Genomic DNA, 20556 nt, shown 5'->3' on the forward strand with positions numbered 1-20556 from the left:
GCCGCCGACCGCGTGCTGGGACGGCTGCCATGATGCGGCGGCCCGCGCGCCACGAAAGGAACCCGGCACCATGAACCGCCGAAACCTGCTGGCCGGGCTGGCCGGCGGCCTCGCCCTTCGCGCGGCCGCCGCCGACGCGCAGGCCCTGCCCCCGCTCGTGCCCCCTTCCGGGGCCGCCGCGCCGCTGCGCAACGACGACACGCTGGGCATCATGGCCGCCGGGCTGGACGGGACCTATATCCGCTTCGCCGACGACATCTCCAACGTGCTCGACGGGGTGGAGGGGCTGCGCATCCTGGCCATGATCGGGCGCGGCTCGCTGCAGAACCTGTCGGATCTGCTCTACCTGCCCCGGGTGGATCTCGCCTTCGTGCAGTCGGACGTGCTGGCCGCGGCCGCGCAGCAGCGGCTCTTCTCCGGCCTGCAACAGCAGGTGAGCTACATCGCCAAGCTCTATGACGAGGAAGTGCACGTCTTCGCCCGCCCCGGCATCGCGCGGCTGGAGGATCTTGCCGGACGCCGGGTGAATGTGGAAAGCCGCCAGTCCGGCACGGCGATGACGGCGCAGTTCCTCTTCGCGCAGCTCGGCCTGCGGGTACAGACGGTGAACCTGCCCTCGAACGATGCCACGGAACTGCTGCGCCGGGGCGAAATCGACGCGCTGGTGCGCATCGCCGGCAAGCCGGCGCGCTTCTCCACCCCTCTGCCCGAAGGGACGCGGCTCCTGCCGATCCCGCTGTCCGACCCGCTGCTGGAGGCCTATCTCCCCGGCACCTTCACGGCGCGCGACTATCCCGGCCTGATCCCGGAGGGCGAGAGCGTGGACACGGTGGCGGTGGGCGCGGTCCTTGCCTGCTACAACCACCAGATCCCGATCCGGCGCGAGCGGCTGCAACGCTTCTCCCGGGCCTTCACGCAGAAATTCGATGCCTTCCTGCAGCCGCCACGGCACCCGAAATGGCGCGACGTGAACCTCTCCGCGACGCTGCCGGGCTGGACCCGCTTCGATCCGGCGCCGCAGGCCGCGCCTGTTGCCGCCCCCCCGGCGTCCCGTTCCCGGCAAGCGGCGCGCTCCCGCCTTCCGGCCGGTTTCGCAGCGGACTGACGGCACAGCCGGCCCCTCGCCGCCGGGAACCACGGAGGTTGCGGGCATCCTTTCCGGAGCAAATCTTTCTATGGTCGCAATTAAGGCCTGGGATCATGAAAATCGCACCGCGCTGCAACGAAAGAGACAGGCGGATGCTTCAGGGGGTGAGGACAAGAACGGCATGCGCTCTTTCCGCATTCTGACCAGCCTGCTCCTCTTTGGCGGCTCGCTGAGCCTGGCGGCCATGACGCCGTGGCAGGATGTCCACGCGGCCAAGCCGGACCGGCCAGCGCCGGAAGCGGCCCCGCTGGCAGTTCCGGACAGGCTGGCCCTGGCCGCCGTCCCCTGGTCCGCCAGCCTGCCGGAAAACCTGCCGGCGCTGGAGCAGGAGCGTGCCGCGCTCCAGGAACGCCTCGCACAGATCGGCCTGACGATCGACCGCATCCTGGCGGGTGTGGTGATGACGGCACGGAAGGCCGATCCCTGGGGCCCAGCCCGGGAGAGCGACCCCGCTCCGCTGCTGGAGGCACTGGGCCAGGAACGGCAGCTGATCCTCGACCGGCTGGGGCAGGTGGACCGCAAATCCCTGCTGCTGGCCACCACGACTTCCTTGCCGGCCCGCGCGGCCCCGCGGGATCCGGATGCCGATCTCCTGGCCGGGACGGACCCGGCGCCGGGGCAGGAGGATGCCGAAACGCCGGAGGCCCTGATGGCGCGAGTCGATCGCCTGGGTGCCGCCATGGACCGTCTGCTGGCCAGCATCGAGGCACCACCGGAAAGCCAGGAGCGCGGCGGTGCCAGTGGAGAGGAACTGCTGAAGCGGCTCTATGCGCTGCGGGACGCGCAGACACGGCTGCTGGAACGGATCGCCCGGATCGAGGCGCCCCCCATCCCGCTCCCACCACCAAGTCCACCGGAGGAACGGCTGGCCTCGGCACCGTCGGGCGACGGCCCGGTCCTGGCACCGGCTCCTGCGGCCGACGCAGCGGAAGAAGCGGCCCCAGCTGCGGAAACGCAGGTCTTGCCGCCCCTCTTCGCCATGGCGGAACCAGAACCTCCGGCGGAAAAACGGCTGGTGGAGAAGCCAATCGTGGAAACGCCCGTGCAGGCACCCGCCGCACCACCGGTCCTCGTTGCAGGGCCGGCCGTCCCGCCGCCGCCCCCTTCCCCGGTCCAGGCCATCGCCCCTTCGGCCCCAGCCGCCCTGCCGGTTCGGGACAGCGCCCCGGCGTCCCGCGAGGCAAGGCTGATACCCGCCCTGCGCTGCCGGATACTGTTGCAGCGGGCTCAGCTGGGTGAGGAACTGACCCCGGTCGAGCGCAAGGATCTCCGAGGCGCCTGCGTGACGTGACGCAGGGGCCCGGGGCAGGTCAGCGTGCGTGGCTGCAGGCAGCCCCCACGAAGCCGCCGACAGACAGTTTCGGCGCAGTGCCGGCGACCGGAGTACCTTTCCGCACCGTGGCCGCCTCCGGTCCGATTACGCCGCAGCCGACCAGCCGCAGTATGGGCCAGACGCCACGGGGCAGCAGCCCCCGCATTCCTGCGCAGCCCGAAGGCTTTGCCCGGCGTAAGGAGGTCAGCCTTCCCCTTCCCTCAGGAAGCTACGAACGGCGAGCAGCACGAGAACGGCGGCCACCGTGCAGAACAGGCCACCCAGAATCGTGAAAAGGTCCCCAAGCGGAATCGTATCCATGGCGCGGAAATGGGGCTCCTCTCCCCCGTTTAACTATGGCTTTTGCTGCATGGCAGCCGTTCGGCCATGCAGGCCTTGCTTCACGGCCCTGTGACATGCCCAAGACGGATGAAGACTTCCGGACGGGCCCGGCGGACCGCACTCATTGTCCTGGCTTCCTGGACCGGCATGGCCTGGCCCGTCAGTGACGCCGGACACAGGCGCGTCGGTGGATCTCATCGGGATGGATGGCGTGCGATCGCAGCCGGGGTGGCGGCAACTCCTGGCCTAAACCGCCGCCGCTGTCACAGGCTGCGAAGCGCCTCAGCACCAGTCACCGGAACCAGGGTCACCGGGGCCGCCGCAGCCACCGCACCAGTTGAGGCCAAGCGGGCCACAGCCATCGGGCGACAGACTTCCCGCCATCGGCACGAGGGCCAGAACCCCGAACAGGCGACACCTGCTATGCACCAGCATGTACGACCTCATGTCCACCCGGCCTTCCGGGGTGTCCGGACATGGAACGCTGCGAAGGCGGCAAATATCGGCGAAGCACGGCCACAGAGCCGACAAGTATCGGTGAGCCCGGACATCCACTTTTCATTTCGGACCCGGATGATGAGAAAGGCAGACGGGGCCACCCCGCCCTTCCCCGGCCTCGTGGCCAGGGTGGCGGCCCCGCCGCGCGTCCTTCAGCCGCCGGGCGGATCGAAGGCGCGGACCGGCGGCAGGTTGCCGGTAAAGCGCTCCACCTCAACCGCGGTAAGCTGGCCGGTGCAGCCCTGCGCCAGGGCGGAGGTGCCCGCATCCCGCGTCAGCACGTTGGGATTGCCATGGACGCAGAGCGGCGCCTCCTCCTCCGGGTCGGCCGGATCGTACCAGGCGCCGGTGGGGAGCTGCACCACGCCCGGCCGCACATCCTCCGTCACCACCACCGCCGCGAGGCAGGCGCCGCGGGCGTTGAAGAGGCGGACGATATCGCCCTCCGCGATGCTCCGCGCCGCCGCGTCCAGCGGATGCATCCGCGCCACCTCCCGCCCGCGATGCTTGGCGCCCGCACTGTGGCCGCCGAAGTCGAGCTGGCTGTGCAGCCGCGTCGCGGGTTGGTTCGCCACCAGGAAAAGCGGCGCCCCGGGGCGGGGCGCGTCCTCGGGCGGCAGCCAGGCGGGATGACCGGGGCAATCGGCCTCGCCATAGGAATCGATGGTGCGGGAGAAGACCTCGATGCGGCCCGAGGGGGTGGGCAGTGGGTTCGCCACCGGGTCCTCGCGGAAGCGGCGCAGCTCGCCGCCATCGTCGGGCTCCTGCGGCAGGGTCAGGCTGCCCGCCTCCCAGAACCGCGCGAAATCCGGGGCCGGCAGCCCCTTTTCCTCCAACCCCCTGCGGGTGCGCTCGTAGAGATGCTCCAGCCATTGGCGGGCATCGCGGCCCTCGGTGAATTCCGCGCCCCGGCCCAGGCGCTCCGCCAGCCCGGCGAAGATCGCGTAATCGTCCCGCGCCTCGCCATGGGGCTCGGCCACCTTGTGCATGGTCACCATCAGCGGATCGTTGGAGCTGGCGCCGATATCCTCGCGCTCCAGCGTCATGGTGCAGGGCAGGACAATGTCGGCGTGCCGCGCCGTGGCGGTCCAGGCCATCTCGTGCACCACCAGCGTGTCCACCCCGGCGAAGGCACGGCGCAGGCGGTTCAGGTCCTGGTGATGGTGGAAGGGGTTGCCGCCCGCCCAGTAGACGAGGCGGATATCCGGATAGGTCCGCGTCTGTCCGTTGTAGCGATAGGTCCCGCCCGGGTTCAGCAGCATGTCGGAGATGCGCGCCACCGGGATGTAGTCGGCGACGCGGTTGCGCCCCTGCGCCAGCGTCGGCAGCGGCACCGCGCTGTTGCGGCGGCCGTAATAGCCGATGGCGCCCAGCGCATAGCCGTAGCCGCCGCCCGGCAGGCCGATCTGCCCCAGCGCGGCGGCCAGGACGGCACCCATCCAGACGGGCTGCTCGCCATGCTCGGCGCGCTGCAGGGAATGGGCCACCACGACCAGCACGCGCCTGCCGTGCAGGCGGCGGGCCAGGGCACGGATCTCCTCCGCCGGAATACCGGCGATCGGGGCGGCCCAGTCGGCATCCTTGGGCTGGTCATCCGCCTCGCCCGTCAGGTAACGCTCGAAGACCGCCCAGCCCTCGGTGTGGCGGTCGAGGAAGGCGCGGTCATGCAGCCCCTCCGCCACCAGCGTATGCACCAGGGCCAGCATCAGCGCGGTGTCACTGCCGGGGATGTTGGCGATCCATTCGGCGCCGGCCTCCGGCGGCAGGTCGCTGCGCAGCGGGCCGACCAGCAGGAAGTCGCAGCCCCGGGCGCGGGCGCGGGCCATGGCACCGCGCTCGACATGCTGGCTGATGCTGCCGCCCGCCACCATGCTGTTCTTCAGCGCCATGCCGCCGAAGGCGATCACCGCCTCGGTATGCTCCGCGATCTGTTCCCAGGTGACGTTGCGGCGGGTCAGATCCTCGTAGCTGCCCAGCACATGCGGCACGATCACGCTGGCCGCGCCGGAGCTGTAGGTGTTCACCGAGCGCACATAGCCGCCCATGGCGATGTTCAGGAAGCGGTGGACCTGGCTCTGCGCGTGATGGAAGCGGCCGGCGCTGGCCCAGCCATAGGAGCCGCCGAAGACCGCCCCGGGCCCGTGCGTGTCGCGGATGCGGCCCAGCTCGGCACCCAGCCGGTCCAGCACCTCGTCCCAGGAAACCGCGACGAACCCGTCCCGCCCGCGCCGGCCGTCCGGGCCGGGGCCGCGCTCCAGCCAGCCGCGCCGGACCATGGGCCGGGCAATGCGGGCACGGTGGCGCAGGGCGGCGGGGAAGTTGCCGATGATCCCGTTCGGATCGGGATCGCCCGCATAGGGGCGGACGGCGAGCGCGCCGTCCCGCAACCGGGCCGAGAAGACACCCCAATGGGAGGTATGCGGCAGGAAGCCGTCCCCGGCGAGGCTGACCGGCGGCAGTTCGGCGGCGTCCGACATGGGCATCCTTTCGTGACGTCTTGGCGGCCGGATGAGGCTTCCGGAGCGACATGCAATCCGGATGCCCTTTTGGCGCCGGACGCGGCACAGGTCCATCGCAAGTGCGGCATGGCGGCCGTTCCGGGACGTTCCGGCGCCACCTCATCACAACCGGCGGAGAAAGGGGGCCGGCGGAGCGGGCGACCTATCCCCGGCGATGGCGGCCATCCCCATCTGCATGGCCTTGAGCAGGGAGCGCACCCGCATGAAGACGGAAGAGGAGGAATGCACCCCGGTCCCCGGGCGCCAGGAGGCGATCCACCGGACCCGGGTCCTGGCCAGCCTGGTAGAGGAGCAACTGCTCGACCACCCCGCCCTCGCCAACAACTTCTTCTGGCGCAACAAGGTCGAGCAGGCGCTCGACGCCCTGGGCGACCTCGCCGCCGCGCTGGAGGCCGAGGCACCCCGCCAATGGCTGGCCGAAGCGCCGGCAGGGCGCAGCCAGGTGTCCGGCGTAGCGGTGTCCCGCGCCAGGCTCTGAAGACCGGCAGTACCACGGCGTCCCCGCCCCTTCCCCGCACCCGGCGCGAGACCGGATGCGTCCCTTTGGGCGCGACAAGCCCGCCGCGTGGGCGCAGAATGCGGCACAGGCACGGGGCGCGCAGGCCGTCCCCGGAGACCCCGTGATGTCGGGAGGCGAGGCATTGCAGCCGGGTTCCTGGAACCGCTCGAACACCTTCTGGCCGGTGCAGAACGGCTGGAGGATGCTGTTCCGGTCGGAACCAAACGAGATCCAGTTCGGCCTGACCCTGGCCTTCATCGCCGGGGCCATCAATGCCGGCGGCTTCATGATCGTGGGACAGTACACCTCCCACATGTCGGGCATCGTTTCGGCCATGGCGGACGGCGCTGCGGTCGGCGCCTGGGCCGTGCTCCTCGCCGGGCTGACGGCACTCTGCTCCTTCCTGGGTGGCGCAGCCTGCTCGGCCATCCTCATCAACTGGTGCCGGCGGCATCACGCGCGCAGCCAGTATGCCTTGCCTCTGTTGCTGGAAGCCCTGCTCGTGGCCGGCTTCGGCCTGCTGGGCGAGCAGTTGCCTCCAGGCATCGCCATCGCGGTGATGGTGCCGTTGCTCTGCTTCCTGATGGGGCTGCAGAACGCCACCATCACCAAGATCTCCGGCGCACGGATTCGCACCACCCATGTCACCGGCATCGTCACCGATATCGGGATCGAACTCGGTAAGCTCTGCTACTGGAACATCCGCGTGACCGAGGCGAACGCCCCCCATGTCCGGGCGGACCGCGCCAAGCTGCGCCTGCTGTCCAGCTTCCTGGGCTGCTTCTTCGTGGGCGGGGTCCTGGGTGCGGTCGGCTTCAGCCATATCGGGCTGATCGCCTTCCTGCCGCTCTCGGTTTTGCTTCTGCTGCTCGCCAGCGCCGTCGTCCAGCCCGCGCTGACACCGGCCGCGATGCAGGCGGCCCGACAGCAGGATTGACCCGATCGTCAGGGGTGAGGAACGATCACGGAATACAATCCCAGGTAGACATTCGACATTTCGCGTGCAACTTTTGTCGGGGCAGTACTGGGGATCCCGATGAGGCGTTGGCTGAAAAGATCTCCTCTCCCGCGCCGGGACGGCGAACCGGTCTCCGGGATCTCCGCTTCCGGCCCAGCCTAGGCCGCGCATGGCCTGGGGTCAGCGCCTGTTTCCACCCGCCTTTTCCGCCGTTTCCCACAACGTGATGCAGACTCCCAACGTGAACGCACCCGGCCCGATCGACCAGGCCCGCCTGGACCACGCCGCCTATGACGTGCTGATCGTGGATGACGACGATCTGGTGCGCGCCACGCTCGCCTCCGTCCTGGAGGACGAAGGCTGGACCGTGCGCGAGGCCCGCGGCCCTTCCGAGGCCCTGAAAGCCTGCGGCGGGGCGGAACGCTGCCGCCTGCTGCTAACGGACATCAATCTCGGCATGGTGCAGGACGGCTTCGACGTCGCCGCCATGCTGCGGCAGCGTTTCCCCGACCTGCCGGTCGTGTTCATCACCGGCCGCCCCTGGGTCTATGAGAACCGCCGCTTCGGCAGCCGGGACCGGGCCCTTTCCAAGCCCCTGACCATGTCCTCGCTGGCCGAGACGGTGCGGGAGCTCATTCGGGCCGGCTGAGGCCCTGTCCGGCGGGCCGCCCCTCGCCTTTCGCCCCCGGCGATGTAGCGTTTCCCGTGCGAAGGGGATAGACCTCCCGTCACCCGCCGCCACAATGCCGGCGATCCCGGGCCCCGGCGGCATCCCTGCGCCGCGGCCCGCCCGGATGGCCCGCCTTGCGCAAGGCGGGCCGGCGTGAAGCAAGGAGGAGCCCACATGAACGTCATCCCCGGTCACGAATCGAAGGCCAAGGCGGCACGCCCCAGCTTCCAGTGGGATGACGCGCTGCTGCTGGAGGAGCAGCTCAACGAGGAGGAGCGCATGATCCGCGACGCGGCGCGCGCCTTCTGCCAGGACCGGCTGGCGCCGCGCATCCTGGAAGCCAACCGGCGCGAGCATTTCGACCGCGAGATCATGAACGAGTTCGGCGAGCAGGGCTTCCTCGGCGCAACGCTGGAGGGCTATGGCTGCGCCGGGGTCGGCTATGTCTCCTACGGGCTGATCTCGCGCGAGGTGGAGCGGGTCGACAGCGGCTATCGCTCCGCCTTCTCCGTGCAGTCCTCGCTGGTGATGTACCCGATCCACGCCTTCGGCTCCGAGGCACAGAAGGAGAAGTACCTGCCGAAGCTGCGCAGCGGCGAATGGGTCGGCTGCTTCGGCCTGACCGAGCCCGATGCCGGCTCCGACCCGAACTCCATGCGCACCCGCGCGCGGAAGGTCGATGGCGGCTACTCCGTCTCCGGCTCCAAGACCTGGATCAGCAACTCGCCCATCGCCGATGTCTTCGTGGTCTGGGCCAAGGACGACGAGGGGACCCTGCGCGGCTTCATCCTGGAGAAGGGGATGAAGGGCCTGACCGCCCCCAAGATCGAGGGCAAGTTCAGCCTGCGCGCCTCGGTCACCGGCATGATCATGATGGACGAGGTCTTCGTGCCCGAGGAGAACCGCCTGCCGGGGGTGAAGAGCTTCGCCGGGCCCTTCTCCTGCCTCAACCGCGCCCGCTACGGCATCTCCTGGGGCGTGCTGGGCGCGGCCGAGGACTGCTGGCACCGCGCCCGCGACTACACCATGAACCGCGTCATGTTCGGCCGCCCCCTGGCGCAGACACAGCTGATCCAGAAGAAGCTCGCCGACATGCAGACGGAGATCACGCTCGGCCTGCAGGCCTCGCTGCGCGTCGGCCGCCTGTTCGACGAGCACCGGGTGGCGCCGGAGATGATCTCCCTGGTCAAGCGCAACAACTGCGGCAAGGCGCTCGACATCGCCCGCATGGCCCGCGACATGCACGGCGGCAACGGCATCGTGGACGAGTACCACGTGATCCGCCACGCCATGAACCTGGAGACCGTGAACACCTACGAGGGCACGCACGACGTCCATGCGCTGATCCTGGGCCGTGCCCAGACCGGCCTGAACGCCTTCTGAGCGGGCTGGCAGCAGCATGGCCGGTCCGCTGGAGGGCGTGAGGGTCCTCGATCTGAGCCGCGTCCTCGCCGGCCCCTGGGCGAGCCAGAACCTGGCCGACCTGGGCGCCGAGGTGATCAAGATCGAGCGCCCGGGCGCGGGCGACGACACCCGCGGCTGGGGCCCGCCCTATGTCGAGGATGCGGCGGGGCAGCCCAGCGAGGTCAGCGCCTATTTCCTTTCGGCCAACCGGGGCAAGCGCTCGGTGACGGTGGATTTCACCCGTCCCGAGGGGCAGGAGATCCTCCGCCGCCTCGCCGCCGAAAGCGACGTGGTGCTGGAGAACTACAAGTTCGGCGGCCTGAGGAAATACGGGCTGGACCATGATGGGCTGCGGGCGGTGAACCCGCGGCTGATCTACTGCTCCATCACCGGTTTCGGCCAGACCGGCCCCTATCGCCAGCGCACCGGCTACGACTTCCTGCTCCAGGCCATGGGCGGGCTGATGAGCGTCACCGGCGAGCCGGGTGGCGAGCCGATGAAGGTGGGTGTCGCCATCACCGACATCCTCACCGGCATGTACGCCTCCACCGCCATCCTGGCCGCGCTGCACGAGCGCGGCCGCAGCGGCGAGGGCCAGCATATCGACCTCGCCCTCTTCGATGTGCAGATCGCGACCCTGGCCAACCAGGCGCTGAACTACCTCGTCTCGGGGCGGGAGCCGCGGCGGCTGGGCAACGCGCATCCCAGCATCGTGCCCTACCAGTCCTTCGCCACGGTGGATGGCGACATCGTGCTGGCGGTGGGCAATGACGAGCAGTTCCGCCGCTTCGTCACCGCCGCCGGGCGGCCGGACCTGGCGGAGGACGAGCGCTTCCGCACCAACACCGGGCGCGTGCGGAACCGGGAAGTGCTGGTGCCGCTGCTGCGCGACATCGTCGCCGGACAAACCACGGCGCAATGGCTGGCGCAACTGGAGCCGCTGGGCGTGCCCTGCGGCCCCGTGAACGGCGTCGCAGCCGCCTTCGCCGATCCGCAGGCCCAGGCGCGCGGGATGCGGCTGGAGATGCGGCATCCCGAGCTCGGCACGGTCCCGGGCGTGGCCAGCCCGATGCGCTTCTCCCGCACGCCGATCGCCTATGAGCAGGCGCCTCCCCGCCTCGGCGAACATACCGAGGCGGTGCTGCGCGAACGTCTCGGCGCGTCCGAGGCGGAGATCGCGCAATGGCGGGAACAGGGCACGATCTGATCCGTCCGCCGCCGGGAAGGCCCGGCGGCGGCTACACCACCGCGGAAGGCAGGGGCCGGCCGGCGAACTGGGCGGCGAGGTTGTCCAGCACGACCTGCCCCATGGCGAGGCGCGTTTCCTCCGTGGCGCTGGCGCGGTGCGGCTGCAGCACGACGTTGTCCATGCCGAGCAGCGCCTCGGGCACGTTCGGTTCGTCGAGGAACACATCGAGCCCGGCGCCGCCCAGGCGCTTTTCCGCCAGGGCCGCGACCAGCTCCGCCTCATCGACCACGCTGCCGCGCGCGACATTGACCAGGAAGCCGCGCGGCCCGAGCGCATCGAGCACCGCGCGCCCGACGATGCCGCGGGACTGCTCCCCGCCGGAGGCCGCCACGACCAGCATGTCGCTGGCTTCCGCCAGGGCCCGCAGTTCCGGCTCGAAGCGGTAGGCGCATCCGGGCAGCGGCTTCAGGTCGGTATAGGCGATCTCCATGGAGAAGCCCTCCGCGCGGCGGGCGATGGCGCGGCCGATCTGGCCCAGGCCCAGGATGCCCAGGCGGCGGCCGGTGACCTTGCGCGCCAGCGGCGGCGCCTCGCCCGCCCGCCAGCGCCCTGCCCGCACGAAGCGGTCGTTGAAGGCCGTCATGCGGAGCGCCGACAGGATCAGCGCCATGGCCATGTCGGCGACGTCGTCGGTCAGCACGCCCGGGGTGGTGGTCACGCGGATGCCGCGCTCCCGCGCATGGGCGAGGTCCACCGCATCCGTGCCGACGCCGCTGACCGCGACGATCTCCAGCTTCGGCAGGGCTTCCATCAGGGCGCGGGACGCCCCCTTCACGCCGCCGGTGACCACGCCGCGGATCGACGGCCCCACCTCGCGCAGCAGTTGCTGCGGGTCGGCGGCCTTGTGCAGGCGGTGGACGGCATAGGCGGCGTCGAGCGCGGCCTCGACCGGTTCCGGCATGGCCTGGAGCAGGAGGATGTCTGGCTTCACGGCGTCACTCTCTTCTTGCGGGGTTCGAGGGGAACCCGGCCTCGCGGTCGGGACCCGCCCCGCCCTCCCCTGCGGGAGGGCGGAGGCTGGGGGTCAGTCCTGCCGCAGCGTCAGGCGGCGGATCGGCCCCATCAGGAAGAGATAGGCCAGGATCGCCAGCACCGCATGGGCCGCGACGAAGAGCAGCACGCCGTCATAGGCGCCGGTGGCGACGATGATGTAGCCGCTCACGATCGGCGTCACGATCCCGGCGATGTTGCCGATCGCGTTGAACATGCCGCCGGTCAGGCCGGTGATCTCCTTTGGCGCGGCGTCGGAGATGACCGCCCAGCCGATGGCGGCGAGGCCCTTGCCGAAGAAGGCGAGCGCCATGATGGCGATCACCGCCCATTCCGCCTGGACGAAGTTGCAGGCCACCAGTGTCGTCGCCAGCGCCATGCCGAGCACGAAGGGCGTCTTGCGCGCGGCGGAAAGCGAGATGCCCCGGCGCAGCAGCGCGTCGGAAAGCATGCCGCTGCACACGCCGCCCAGGAAGCCGCAGATGGCCGGCAGGGCCGCCACGAAGCCGACCTTCATGATCGACATGCCGCGCGCCTGCACGAGGTAGATCGGGAACCAGGTGATGAAGAAGTAGGTGAGCGCGGTGATGGCATACTGGCCGGCATAGGCGCCGAGCAGCAGGCGGTGGCTCAGCAGCTGCTTCACATGCGTCCAGCGGATCTTCACCGGCGGCGCGGCGCCGGCGCGGTCCATGTCCACCAGTGCGCCGCCCTTCTCGATAAGCTCGATCTCGGCGGCATTGGCGCGCGGATGGTCCTTGGGATTGTGGATCAGCCAGGGCCAGCCGAGGCTCAGCAGGATGCCCAGCGCGCCCATGAAGAGGAAGATGTATTCCCAGCCGAAGCTCGCGGTGATCCAGCCCATGATGGGCGCGAAGAAGGCCACCGCCGCGTACTGGGCGGAATTGAAGATCGCCGTGGCCGTGCCGCGTTCCGCCGTCGGGAACCAGGCGGCGACGATGCGGTTGTTCGCCGGAAAGGCCGGCGATTCCACGAGGCCCAGCGCGAAGCGGACCGCGAAAAGCATCACGAAGGCCGAAGTCGGGTGGAAGAAGCCCACGCCACCCTGCAGCAGCGTGAAGAGCGACCAGGAGAACAGGCTGAGCCCGTAGATGAGCTTCGAGCCGTAGCGGTCCAGCAGCCAGCCGCCGGGGATCTGCCCGATCACATAGGCCCAGCCGAAGGCCGAGAAGAGATAGCCCATGCCGATCGGGTCGAAGTTCAGCTCGCGCGCCAGGGCGGTGCCGGCGATCGAGAGCGTCGCGCGGTCGGCATAGTTGATGGCCGTGACGAGAAAGAGCAGGCCCAGGATCGCGTAGCGGACGCGGGTGGCCTTCACGGCCGGGACGGCCATGTTGCCGATGGATGTCGTGCTGCTCATGCGGACCTTTCCCGGGGAAGCGGCGGCATGGCCGCCGCCACCCCTTGTTCTTGCGTGCCCATATCCGCTTGCCCTTCCCCCGACAGGGACCGGAAGCGACTCAGACGTCATGCAACTGATGCAAGACCAATAGGGGAGCGGGGCGATAACGGTCCAAGCCAGAAATGGCATTGATCCATACGATTGTTGAATTGATCCTCCAGGCCCGGGTGCGACCAGCAGGGAGCCCGGAGGCCCCTGCCTCTCACGCCGCGTCCGGCCGCATGGCCGGGCCGCGCAGCAGTTGCAGGATCATCCGCAGCGCCGGCAGGCTGTCGCCGTTGCGGACCACCGCGAAGAGATCGGCCGAGGGCGCGCCCGGCAGTTCCCGGTAGCAGATGCCCGGCAGGCCGAGGCGCCGGGCGGAGGCCGGCACGATGGCCAGGCCCAGGCCGGTGCCGACCAGCGGCAGGATCGTGTGGATCTGGCTGATATACTGCACATAGTTCGGCAGCGCCCCGGCCGAGCGGACCATGTCCGAGACAAGGCCGTGGAAGTACTGCCCCTCGGTCGGCGAGTACATGACCATGTCCTGGCCGTTGAGGTCGGCGATGCGGAACGGCCCCTGCCCCGCATGTTCCTCGGCGAAGGGGTGCATTTCCGGCACGGCAAGGACCAGGGGCTCGCTCCAGACGGGAAAGGTCTCCACCCCCCGCCGGTCGAAGGGCGGCCGGACGAAGCCAAGGTCGATCCGCTGCGCCGCCAGCGCCTCCATCTGCTCTCGCGTCACCATTTCCTTCAGTGCCATGTCGATGCGCGGCAGGCTGCGGCGGACGAGCGAGACGAAGCGCGGCAGGAAGCCGAAGCTGGTGCCGGCGGTGAAGCCGATGGTGACCGAGCCCGCCTCCCCCCGCGCCACCCGCCGCACCGCCAGCGCTGCGCCTTCCGAGAACTGCAGCAGCCGCCTTGCCTCGGGAAAGAAGGCGCGCCCGGCCTGGGTGAGCCGCACCGAGCGGCTGCTGCGTTCCAGCAGCCGGACATCCAGGGCGTGCTCCAGGAGCTGGATCTGCCGGCTGAGGGGCGGCTGGGTCATGTGCAGCCGGGCAGCGGCGCGGCCGAAATGCAGCTCCTCGGCCACCGCCACGAAGCAGCGGAGTTGGCTCAGCTCGAACATCGATCCAATTCCTGCATGATCGCATCCATTTTATGAGTTGGACCGGCATAGATGTAACTCTTACAAGCATCCGGTGACAGCTTGGCGCTCCCCGCTCGCCCCGGAGTGTGGGAGGGTGGCGCCCGGCGAGGACAACGGGACGGAAGCGGGACATCCCCTCCGCCCGGTCCAGAAAAGGGAGGAGCGACCATGCAGCTCACCGGCGAAATGCTGATCGGCGCCAGCGCCATGCGCGGCACCGACAAGCCCGTCCAGGCCATCGAGGCCCAGACCGGCAAGCCGATGGAACCCAGCTATGGCGGCGGCAGCGCGGCGGATGTGGACCGCGCCTGCGAACTCGCCTGGGCCGCCTTCGACACCTATCGCGAGACCTCGCTGGAAGACCGGGCGCGGTTCCTGGAGGCCATCGCCAGCAACATCATGGATCTGGGCGATGCCCTGATCGAGCGCACCATGGCCGAGAGCGGCCTGCCGCGCGGCCGCATCGAGGGCGAGCGCGGCCGCACGACCGGTCAGCTCCGCCTCTTCGCCGAGGTGGTTCGCGAGGGCTCCTGGCTGGAGGCGCGCATCGACCCGCCGCTGGCGGACCGCAAGCCGCTGCCGCGCGTGGACCTGCGCCAGCGCCATATCGCCGTGGGCCCGGTGGCGGTCTTCGGCGCCTCCAACTTTCCCCTCGCCTTCTCGGTGGCGGGCGGTGACACCGCCTCGGCGCTGGCCGCCGGCTGCCCGGTGGTGGTGAAGGCGCATTCGGCGCATCCCGGCACCTCCGAGATGGTGGGCCGCGCGATCCAGGCCGCGGTGCAGCAGTGCGGCCTGCCGGAAGGCACCTTCTCCCTGCTCTACGGCTCCGGCGCCGTGGTCGGCCAGGGGCTGGTGGCGAACCCGCACATCAAGGCGGTCGGCTTCACCGGCTCGCGCTCCGGCGGCACGGCGCTGATGAAGACCGCCGCCGCCCGGCCCGAGCCGATCCCCGTCTATGCCGAGATGAGCTCGATCAACCCGGTCTTCCTGCTGCCGCACGCGCTGGCCAAGCGGGCCGAGGCGCTGGGCAAGGGCTTCGTCGGCTCGCTCACCCTGGGCGCCGGCCAGTTCTGCACCAATCCCGGCCTGGTGATGGCGGCGGAAGGGCCCGACCTGACCCGCTTCCTCGGCGCCGCGACCGAGGCGTTGGGCGGGGTGCCGGCCCAGACCATGCTCACCCCGGGCATCCTCAAGGCCTACCAGGAAGGCATTGGCAAGCTCGCCGCCAACAAGCGGGTCGAGAAGGTGGCCGAGGGCCAGATCGCGTCCGGCGACACGCAAGGCCAGGCGGCGATCTTCGCCACGAAGGCCGAGGACTTCATCGCCGACCCGTCCATGGAGGAGGAGGTCTTCGGCGCCGCCTCGCTCGTCATCCGCTGCCAGGAAGTGGAGAAGATGAAGGAGATGGCGGAGAAGCTGGAGGGCCAGCTCACCGCCACCGTCCTGATGGAGCCGGAGGACATGGACTTCGCCCGCGCGCTGCTGCCGATCCTGGAGCGCCGCGTCGGCCGCATCCTGATCAACGGCTTCCCCACGGGCGTCGAGGTCAGCCACGCCATGGTGCATGGCGGGCCCTACCCCTCCACCTCCGACGGCCGCACCACCTCGGTCGGCACGCTGGCGATCCGCCGCTTCCTGCGCCCGGTCTGCTACCAGGACTTCCCGGCCGAGCTGCTGCCGGAGGCGCTGCGCGACGGCAACCCGCTCGGCCTCTGGCGCCGCATCGACGGCGCGCTCGGCAAGAACTGAACGCGTCTGCCGCGGGACCGGCGGCGTGCCGGCCCCGCGGCCCATCCGAACAAGAACCGAAGCAAGAAACGGATTCGTCTTCCGATGCCTGAGACCCCCGAGGGAACTCCCGACCTGCCTCCGCGCGAGCTGGAGGCCGAGAGCGGCGAGAACTCGCCGCTCCCCCGCCGCAAGCCGCTCGAGGAGCTGCGCTCCCGCCGCTGGTTCGGCCCGGCCGACCTGCGCTCCTTCGGCCACCGCTCCCGCGCCATGCAGATGGGCTATTCCCCCGAGGAGTGGACCGGCAAGCCGGTGATCGGGATCATCAACACCTGGTCCGACCTGAACCCCTGCCACGTCCACTTCAAGCAGCGCGTCGATGACGTGAAGCGCGGCATCCTGATGGCGGGCGGCTTCCCGGTGGAGCTGCCGGCGATCTCGGTGAGCGAGAGCTACGTCAAGCCGACCACCATGATGTACCGCAACTTCCTGGCAATGGAGACGGAGGAGCTGCTGCGCTCCCACCCCATCGACGGCGCGGTGCTGATGGGCGGCTGCGACAAGACCACGCCGGGCCTGCTGCTTGGCGCCACCAGCATGAACATCCCGGCGATCTTCCTGCCCGCCGGCCCCATGCTGCGCGGCAACTGGCAGGGCAAGACGCTCGGCTCCGGCTCCGACAGCTGGAAGTACTGGGACGAGCTGCGCGCCGGCAAGATCACCGACCAGGACTGGCTGGGCGTGGAGGGCGGCATCGCCCGCTCCTACGGCACCTGCATGACCATGGGCACGGCCTCCACCATGACGGCGATCGCGGAATCGGTCGGCATGGTGCTGCCGGGCGGCTCCTCGATCCTCGCCGCCGATGCGGGCCATATCCGCCTCGCCTCCGAATCCGGCCGCCGGATCGTGGAGATGGTCTGGGAGGACCTGACGCCGCAGAAGATCCAGAGCCGCGAGGCCTTCGAGAACGCCATCGCCGTCGCCATGGCGATGGGCTGCTCGACCAACGCGATCATCCACCTGATCGCCATGGCCCGCCGTGCCGGCCAGGATATCGGCCTCGACGATTTCGAGCGCTACAGCCGCAAGGTGCCGGTGATCGGCAATGTCCGCCCTTCGGGCAACCAGTACCTGATGGAGGACTTCTTCTACGCCGGCGGCATCCGCGCGCTGATGAACGAGATCCGCGAGTTCCTGCACCTCGGCTGCCTGACCGTCTCGGGCCGCACGCTGGGCGAGAACATCGAGGGCGCGAAAGTCTACAACGACGACGTCATCCGGCCGCTGGGCAACCCGATCTATGGCGAGGGCTCGCTGGCGGTGCTGAAGGGCAACCTCGCCCCCTCCGGCTGCGTCATCAAGCCCGCCGCGATGGACCAGAAGTTCCTCAAGCATTCCGGCCCGGCCTTCGTCTTCGACGACTATCCCTCGATGAAGAAGGCGGTGGAGGACGAGAACTATCCCTTCACGCCGGACTCCGTCCTGGTGCTGCGCAATGCCGGGCCGCAGGGCGGGCCGGGCATGCCGGAATGGGGCATGCTGCCGATGCCGAAGAAGCTGCTGAAGATGGGCCTGCGCGACATGCTGCGCCTGTCGGATGCGCGCATGTCCGGCACCTCCTACGGCGCCTGCATCCTGCATGTGGCGCCGGAAAGCTATATCGGCGGCCCGCTGGCGCTGCTGAAGACCGGCGACATCGTCAGCATCGACGTCGATGCCCGCACCATCCACATGGAAGTGACGGATGAGGAGCTGGAGCGTCGCCGCGCCGAGTGGAAGCAGCCGGAGAAGCGCTTCGAGCGCGGCTATGGCTGGATGTTCAGCCAGCACATCCAGCAGGCCGACCAGGGCTGCGACTTCGACTTCCTGCGCACCGATTTCGGCGCGCCCGTCTCCGAACCCGTGATCTTCTGAGGAAACGCCATGTCCACGCTCAAGCCCGAGACCCGGGACAAGCTCAAGGGTGTCAGCACCGCGACGCTCGCCAGCATCCTCTACAAGCGCGGTCTGCGGAGCCAGTTCATCCAGGACGTCCGTCCGCTGCACCCGCTGAAGGAGAGCATGGTCGGCGAGGCCTTCACGCTGCGCTACATGCCGGCGCGCGAGGACCTGAACGACATGTCCGTCTTCCGCGACCCGGAGCACCCGCAGCGCAAGGCGGTCGAGACCTGCCCGCCGGGCGCCGTGCTGGTGATGGACAGCCGCAAGGATGCCCGCGCGGCGTCCGCCGGCGGCATCCTGGTGACGCGCCTGCAGGCGCGCGGCGTGGCCGGCGTGGTGACGGATGGCGGCTTCCGTGACTCCGCGGAGATCGCGACGCTCGACATCCCGGCCTTCCACAGCCGCCCCTCGGCGCCGACCAACCTGACGCTGAACCAGGCAATCGACATCAATGTGCCGATCGGCTGCGGCGACGCCCCGGTCTTTCCGGGCGATGTCGTGGTCGGCGACAATGACGGGGTGATCATCCTTCCCGCCGCGCTGGCCGACGAGATCGCCGAGGAAGCGGTCGGCATGACCGCCTATGAGGACTTCGTCACCGAACGCGTCCGCGAGGGCCACACGATCATCGGCCTCTACCCGGCGACGAACGAGAAGAACCTCGAGCTCTTCGCCGAGTGGCGGAAGCAGAACGGGCGCTGAGCGCACCGGCCCGGAGGAAAGGCCAGCCTCTCCTCCGGGCCGCCGCCGACGAAGCCGCTCGCCTCTCCCTCTTCACGAGCCGGGACATTCCATCACCCGTGCTGTTTCGGATTTGAGTGTTTTTAGGATTTTAGTCTTTTAACCGCCCAGACGGATGAATGGCCCGCTCATGCCGGGGCAACCGGATGCCAGTCAGGATCGCGTACCGGCATCTGGTTGGCATGGGGCTGATAGTTGACTATATTCCTATAGCAAAGAGGGGGCGGGGACGCAAGAAGCGTTTGCCGTGGCCGTGCCCCGATCCGCGCAGGGGGACCCCACGGGAATATCGCCCGGTCGGGCGGCCCCGCCGACCGGGATCCGCCCTAAAGGGCCGGCGAGTAGTCGACTGGCCGCAGCACCAGGTTCTCGATTTCGCCCACCAGCCTTCCCTCGCGGGCCCCGGTCTCGTCCTTGATGCGGGACCATTCCTCATCGGCCATGAAGCCGGCCCAGCGCGCATCGAGTGTCGCCTCGTCGGGCCAGCGGAGCAGATAGACGAATTTCGGCGCGCCCGCGGGGCCGGCCTCCCACATCGCCACGATGTCGAAACCATGGCGCCGCATGATGCGAGCCGCATGGTCCCGGAAGCGGGCATGGAATGCCGCCTTGTTGCGGTCGAAAATCTCGTAGATGCGAAGCTGGTGGATCATGCCGGTCCTCTCGGATGCTGTCAGGCCCGGGCCGGCCATCGTCATCGATGCGAGGCCGCTCGCCAGCCATGACAGATGCCGTCGCCGTGAATGATGTCCGCCCATGGGCCGCTCCCTGACCACCCGAAGCTGCTCGCCCGGAGCCATTCCTTCAAATACCGATCCAGGGGTGCCGTGATACGCGCCGCCTATCAGGCGAAGGCCGTGGCAAGCTCCCTCGCGGCCGGATCGAGCCGCCCGGCCGGCCAGGCGAGAGAGGTCTCGAAATCCGCCACGTCGTTGTCGATCCGGCGGAAGACGACTGTGTCGGGATGCAGGCGCGCCATGCGCGAGGGCACGAGGGCGACACCCGCGCCCGCCGCCACCAGCGACAGCACCGCGTGCATGCCGTGTGCCTCCTGCACGATGTCGGGCCGGAAGCCGGCATCGCGGCAGAGCCGGATCGCACGGGCGTGGAACCCCTCCCCCTCGCGCAGCGGCCAGAGGATGAAGGGCTCTCCCGCAAGATCGGCGAGCGTCGCGGTCCGCGCGAGCGGATGCGCGGCGGGCAGCGCCATGGCCAGCCGGTCGCGATCGAAGCCGCGCAGTTCCAGCCCGCCCGCATCGGCGAGCGGCGGGGTGAGCACTCCCAGATCGATGCCGCCGTTGCGCAGCCCCCTGACCTGGGCCGCCGTCGTCGCCTCCGTGAGGACCAGCCTTACCCCGGGATGGCTCCGGCGAAAGGCCGCGATCGCTCCGGGAAGCCGCCCGTACATGGCGCTGCCGACATAGGCGAGGCGCACGAGGCCGCGCCGTCCCGCGGCCACGTCGCGCGTCGCCGCGACTGCCAGCTCGGCCTGGCCGAGCAGCTTGCGGGCCTCCTCCAGAAGGGTCCGGCCCGCAGGCGTCAAGGCAACCGTCCGGCGGCCACGCTCCAGCAGAACGGCGCCGATCTCCTCCTCCAGCCGCTTCACGGCGGCGGTGAGCGGCGGCTGGGAGATGTTGAGCCGGGATGCCGCGCGGCGGAAATGCAGTTCCTCGGCGACGGCCACGAACTGCCGCAGAAGCCGGAGGTCGATCGCGGGCGGTCTCATGGATCGCAAGCCCCGCCGCCGCGGTTCATCGCGGCCGATTCCGCAACGGTGCCGCGAGCGGCCCTCAGCGCAGGAAGGCCGAGAGCGCCGAGACGGTGTTCACCCAGCCCAGCACATCTCCCATCCCCCCGGCATCGAAGCCGACCGTCACCGGGTCGAGCCGCTCCGCCGCCGGGATGATGGCCGCGAGATCGGCCAGGGCCGGCGTGTTCAGCACGATCTCCAGCCGGTCTGTCTCTTGATCACATCTACGTACAGCTCCACCGTAAGGCGA

At 69.7% G+C, this 20556-nt stretch carries 16 protein-coding genes and 1 pseudogene; 10 read left to right on the plus strand and 7 right to left on the minus strand.

The genetic code is table 11. The features are described from left to right. Nucleotides 1-70 precede the first annotated feature (70 nt). Together ROTAS13_RS05750 and ROTAS13_RS05755 are read left to right on the plus strand one after the other, a co-directional pair. Nucleotides 71-1105: a TAXI family TRAP transporter solute-binding subunit gene (locus tag ROTAS13_RS05750; RefSeq protein WP_019460930.1), complete on the plus strand. Its 1035-nt coding sequence runs from the start codon at nucleotides 71-73 to the stop codon at nucleotides 1103-1105. Between the two features lie 163 nt (nucleotides 1106-1268). Continuing rightward, entirely contained in the window at nucleotides 1269-2438 is a 1170-nt protein-coding gene (locus tag ROTAS13_RS05755) for a hypothetical protein (RefSeq protein ID WP_075821791.1), read from the plus strand. 1013 nt (nucleotides 2439-3451) lie between these two features. Here ROTAS13_RS05755 and ROTAS13_RS05760 read toward each other — a convergent pair. After that, on the minus strand, nucleotides 3452-5776 hold the full coding sequence (locus ROTAS13_RS05760; protein ID WP_075821792.1) for a molybdopterin guanine dinucleotide-containing S/N-oxide reductase: 2325 nt from the start codon (nucleotides 5774-5776) through the stop codon (nucleotides 3452-3454). Between the two features lie 244 nt (nucleotides 5777-6020). Between ROTAS13_RS05760 and ROTAS13_RS05765 the strand changes: the two genes are divergently transcribed. The 5 genes from ROTAS13_RS05765 (at nucleotide 6021) to ROTAS13_RS05785 (ending at nucleotide 10556) form a co-directional block, all read left to right on the plus strand. Beyond that, entirely contained in the window at nucleotides 6021-6296 is a 276-nt protein-coding gene (locus tag ROTAS13_RS05765) for a hypothetical protein (protein WP_126281837.1), read from the plus strand. Between the two features lie 145 nt (nucleotides 6297-6441). Continuing rightward, entirely contained in the window at nucleotides 6442-7254 is an 813-nt protein-coding gene (locus ROTAS13_RS05770; protein ID WP_369923785.1) for a YoaK family protein, read from the plus strand. A gap of 190 nt (nucleotides 7255-7444) precedes the next feature. Next, the gene (locus ROTAS13_RS05775) at nucleotides 7445-7924 is read left to right on the plus strand and encodes a response regulator (RefSeq protein WP_075821794.1); all 480 of its coding nucleotides are present in this window, start codon (nucleotides 7445-7447) and stop codon (nucleotides 7922-7924) included. 195 nt (nucleotides 7925-8119) lie between these two features. Beyond that, nucleotides 8120-9328, plus strand: a complete 1209-nt coding sequence (locus ROTAS13_RS05780) for an acyl-CoA dehydrogenase (RefSeq protein ID WP_019462727.1) — start codon at nucleotides 8120-8122, stop codon at nucleotides 9326-9328. A 16-nt stretch (nucleotides 9329-9344) separates the two neighbouring features. Further along, complete coding sequence (locus ROTAS13_RS05785; RefSeq protein WP_075821795.1) at nucleotides 9345-10556, plus strand: CaiB/BaiF CoA-transferase family protein; 1212 nt, start codon at nucleotides 9345-9347, stop codon at nucleotides 10554-10556. Nucleotides 10557-10587: 31 nt separating this feature from the next. On the opposite strand, the gene ROTAS13_RS05790 is transcribed toward ROTAS13_RS05785, so the two are convergent. From ROTAS13_RS05790 to ROTAS13_RS05800, 3 genes are all read right to left on the minus strand, one after another. Further along, entirely contained in the window at nucleotides 10588-11529 is a 942-nt protein-coding gene (locus tag ROTAS13_RS05790) for a 2-hydroxyacid dehydrogenase (protein WP_058390195.1), read from the minus strand. 93 nt (nucleotides 11530-11622) lie between these two features. Next, the gene (locus ROTAS13_RS05795) at nucleotides 11623-12969 is read right to left on the minus strand and encodes an MFS transporter (RefSeq protein ID WP_058390194.1); all 1347 of its coding nucleotides are present in this window, start codon (nucleotides 12967-12969) and stop codon (nucleotides 11623-11625) included. A 244-nt stretch (nucleotides 12970-13213) separates the two neighbouring features. After that, nucleotides 13214-14122 carry a LysR substrate-binding domain-containing protein gene (locus ROTAS13_RS05800; RefSeq protein ID WP_019462731.1) on the minus strand — a complete coding sequence of 303 codons (909 nt, stop codon included), beginning with the start codon at nucleotides 14120-14122 and terminating at the stop codon, nucleotides 13214-13216. A gap of 189 nt (nucleotides 14123-14311) precedes the next feature. Between ROTAS13_RS05800 and ROTAS13_RS05805 the strand changes: the two genes are divergently transcribed. The 3 genes from ROTAS13_RS05805 (at nucleotide 14312) to ROTAS13_RS05815 (ending at nucleotide 18517) form a co-directional block, all read left to right on the plus strand. After that, nucleotides 14312-15892: an aldehyde dehydrogenase (NADP(+)) gene (locus ROTAS13_RS05805; RefSeq protein WP_019462732.1), complete on the plus strand. Its 1581-nt coding sequence runs from the start codon at nucleotides 14312-14314 to the stop codon at nucleotides 15890-15892. An 84-nt stretch (nucleotides 15893-15976) separates the two neighbouring features. Then, entirely contained in the window at nucleotides 15977-17788 is a 1812-nt protein-coding gene (araD, locus tag ROTAS13_RS05810) for an L-arabinonate dehydratase (protein WP_019462733.1), read from the plus strand. Between the two features lie 9 nt (nucleotides 17789-17797). Further along, nucleotides 17798-18517, plus strand: a complete 720-nt coding sequence (locus ROTAS13_RS05815) for a ribonuclease activity regulator RraA (RefSeq protein WP_075821796.1) — start codon at nucleotides 17798-17800, stop codon at nucleotides 18515-18517. A 365-nt stretch (nucleotides 18518-18882) separates the two neighbouring features. On the opposite strand, the gene ROTAS13_RS05820 is transcribed toward ROTAS13_RS05815, so the two are convergent. The 3 genes and pseudogenes from ROTAS13_RS05820 to ROTAS13_RS05830 all read right to left on the minus strand — a co-directional run. Further along, entirely contained in the window at nucleotides 18883-19209 is a 327-nt protein-coding gene (locus tag ROTAS13_RS05820; protein WP_019462735.1) for an NIPSNAP family protein, read from the minus strand. 191 nt (nucleotides 19210-19400) lie between these two features. Beyond that, nucleotides 19401-20282 carry a LysR substrate-binding domain-containing protein gene (locus ROTAS13_RS05825; RefSeq protein ID WP_075821797.1) on the minus strand — a complete coding sequence of 294 codons (882 nt, stop codon included), beginning with the start codon at nucleotides 20280-20282 and terminating at the stop codon, nucleotides 19401-19403. Nucleotides 20283-20346: 64 nt separating this feature from the next. After that, nucleotides 20347-20556: pseudogene (locus ROTAS13_RS05830) on the minus strand (hypothetical protein); the annotation flags it as partial.

The organism is Roseomonas sp. TAS13, from assembly GCF_001950415.1.
Lineage (GTDB): Bacteria > Pseudomonadota > Alphaproteobacteria > Acetobacterales > Acetobacteraceae > Roseomonas > Roseomonas mucosa.

What these genes read in the sequence shown, in the direction of transcription:
- ROTAS13_RS05750 (WP_019460930.1), top strand. Translation starts at nt 71, where the DNA reads ATGAACCGCCGAAACCTGCTGGCCGGGCTGGCCGGCGGCCTCGCCCTT.
- ROTAS13_RS05755 (WP_075821791.1), top strand. Translation starts at nt 1,269, where the DNA reads ATGCGCTCTTTCCGCATTCTGACCAGCCTGCTCCTCTTTGGCGGCTCG.
- ROTAS13_RS05760 (WP_075821792.1), bottom strand. Translation starts at nt 5,776, where the DNA reads ATGTCGGACGCCGCCGAACTGCCGCCGGTCAGCCTCGCCGGGGACGGC.
- ROTAS13_RS05765 (WP_126281837.1), top strand. Translation starts at nt 6,021, where the DNA reads ATGAAGACGGAAGAGGAGGAATGCACCCCGGTCCCCGGGCGCCAGGAG.
- ROTAS13_RS05770 (WP_369923785.1), top strand. Translation starts at nt 6,442, where the DNA reads ATGTCGGGAGGCGAGGCATTGCAGCCGGGTTCCTGGAACCGCTCGAAC.
- ROTAS13_RS05775 (WP_075821794.1), top strand. Translation starts at nt 7,445, where the DNA reads ATGGCCTGGGGTCAGCGCCTGTTTCCACCCGCCTTTTCCGCCGTTTCC.
- ROTAS13_RS05780 (WP_019462727.1), top strand. Translation starts at nt 8,120, where the DNA reads ATGAACGTCATCCCCGGTCACGAATCGAAGGCCAAGGCGGCACGCCCC.
- ROTAS13_RS05785 (WP_075821795.1), top strand. Translation starts at nt 9,345, where the DNA reads ATGGCCGGTCCGCTGGAGGGCGTGAGGGTCCTCGATCTGAGCCGCGTC.
- ROTAS13_RS05795 (WP_058390194.1), bottom strand. Translation starts at nt 12,969, where the DNA reads ATGAGCAGCACGACATCCATCGGCAACATGGCCGTCCCGGCCGTGAAG.
- ROTAS13_RS05800 (WP_019462731.1), bottom strand. Translation starts at nt 14,122, where the DNA reads ATGTTCGAGCTGAGCCAACTCCGCTGCTTCGTGGCGGTGGCCGAGGAG.
- ROTAS13_RS05805 (WP_019462732.1), top strand. Translation starts at nt 14,312, where the DNA reads ATGCAGCTCACCGGCGAAATGCTGATCGGCGCCAGCGCCATGCGCGGC.
- araD (WP_019462733.1), top strand. Translation starts at nt 15,977, where the DNA reads ATGCCTGAGACCCCCGAGGGAACTCCCGACCTGCCTCCGCGCGAGCTG.
- ROTAS13_RS05815 (WP_075821796.1), top strand. Translation starts at nt 17,798, where the DNA reads ATGTCCACGCTCAAGCCCGAGACCCGGGACAAGCTCAAGGGTGTCAGC.
- ROTAS13_RS05820 (WP_019462735.1), bottom strand. Translation starts at nt 19,209, where the DNA reads ATGATCCACCAGCTTCGCATCTACGAGATTTTCGACCGCAACAAGGCG.
- ROTAS13_RS05825 (WP_075821797.1), bottom strand. Translation starts at nt 20,282, where the DNA reads ATGAGACCGCCCGCGATCGACCTCCGGCTTCTGCGGCAGTTCGTGGCC.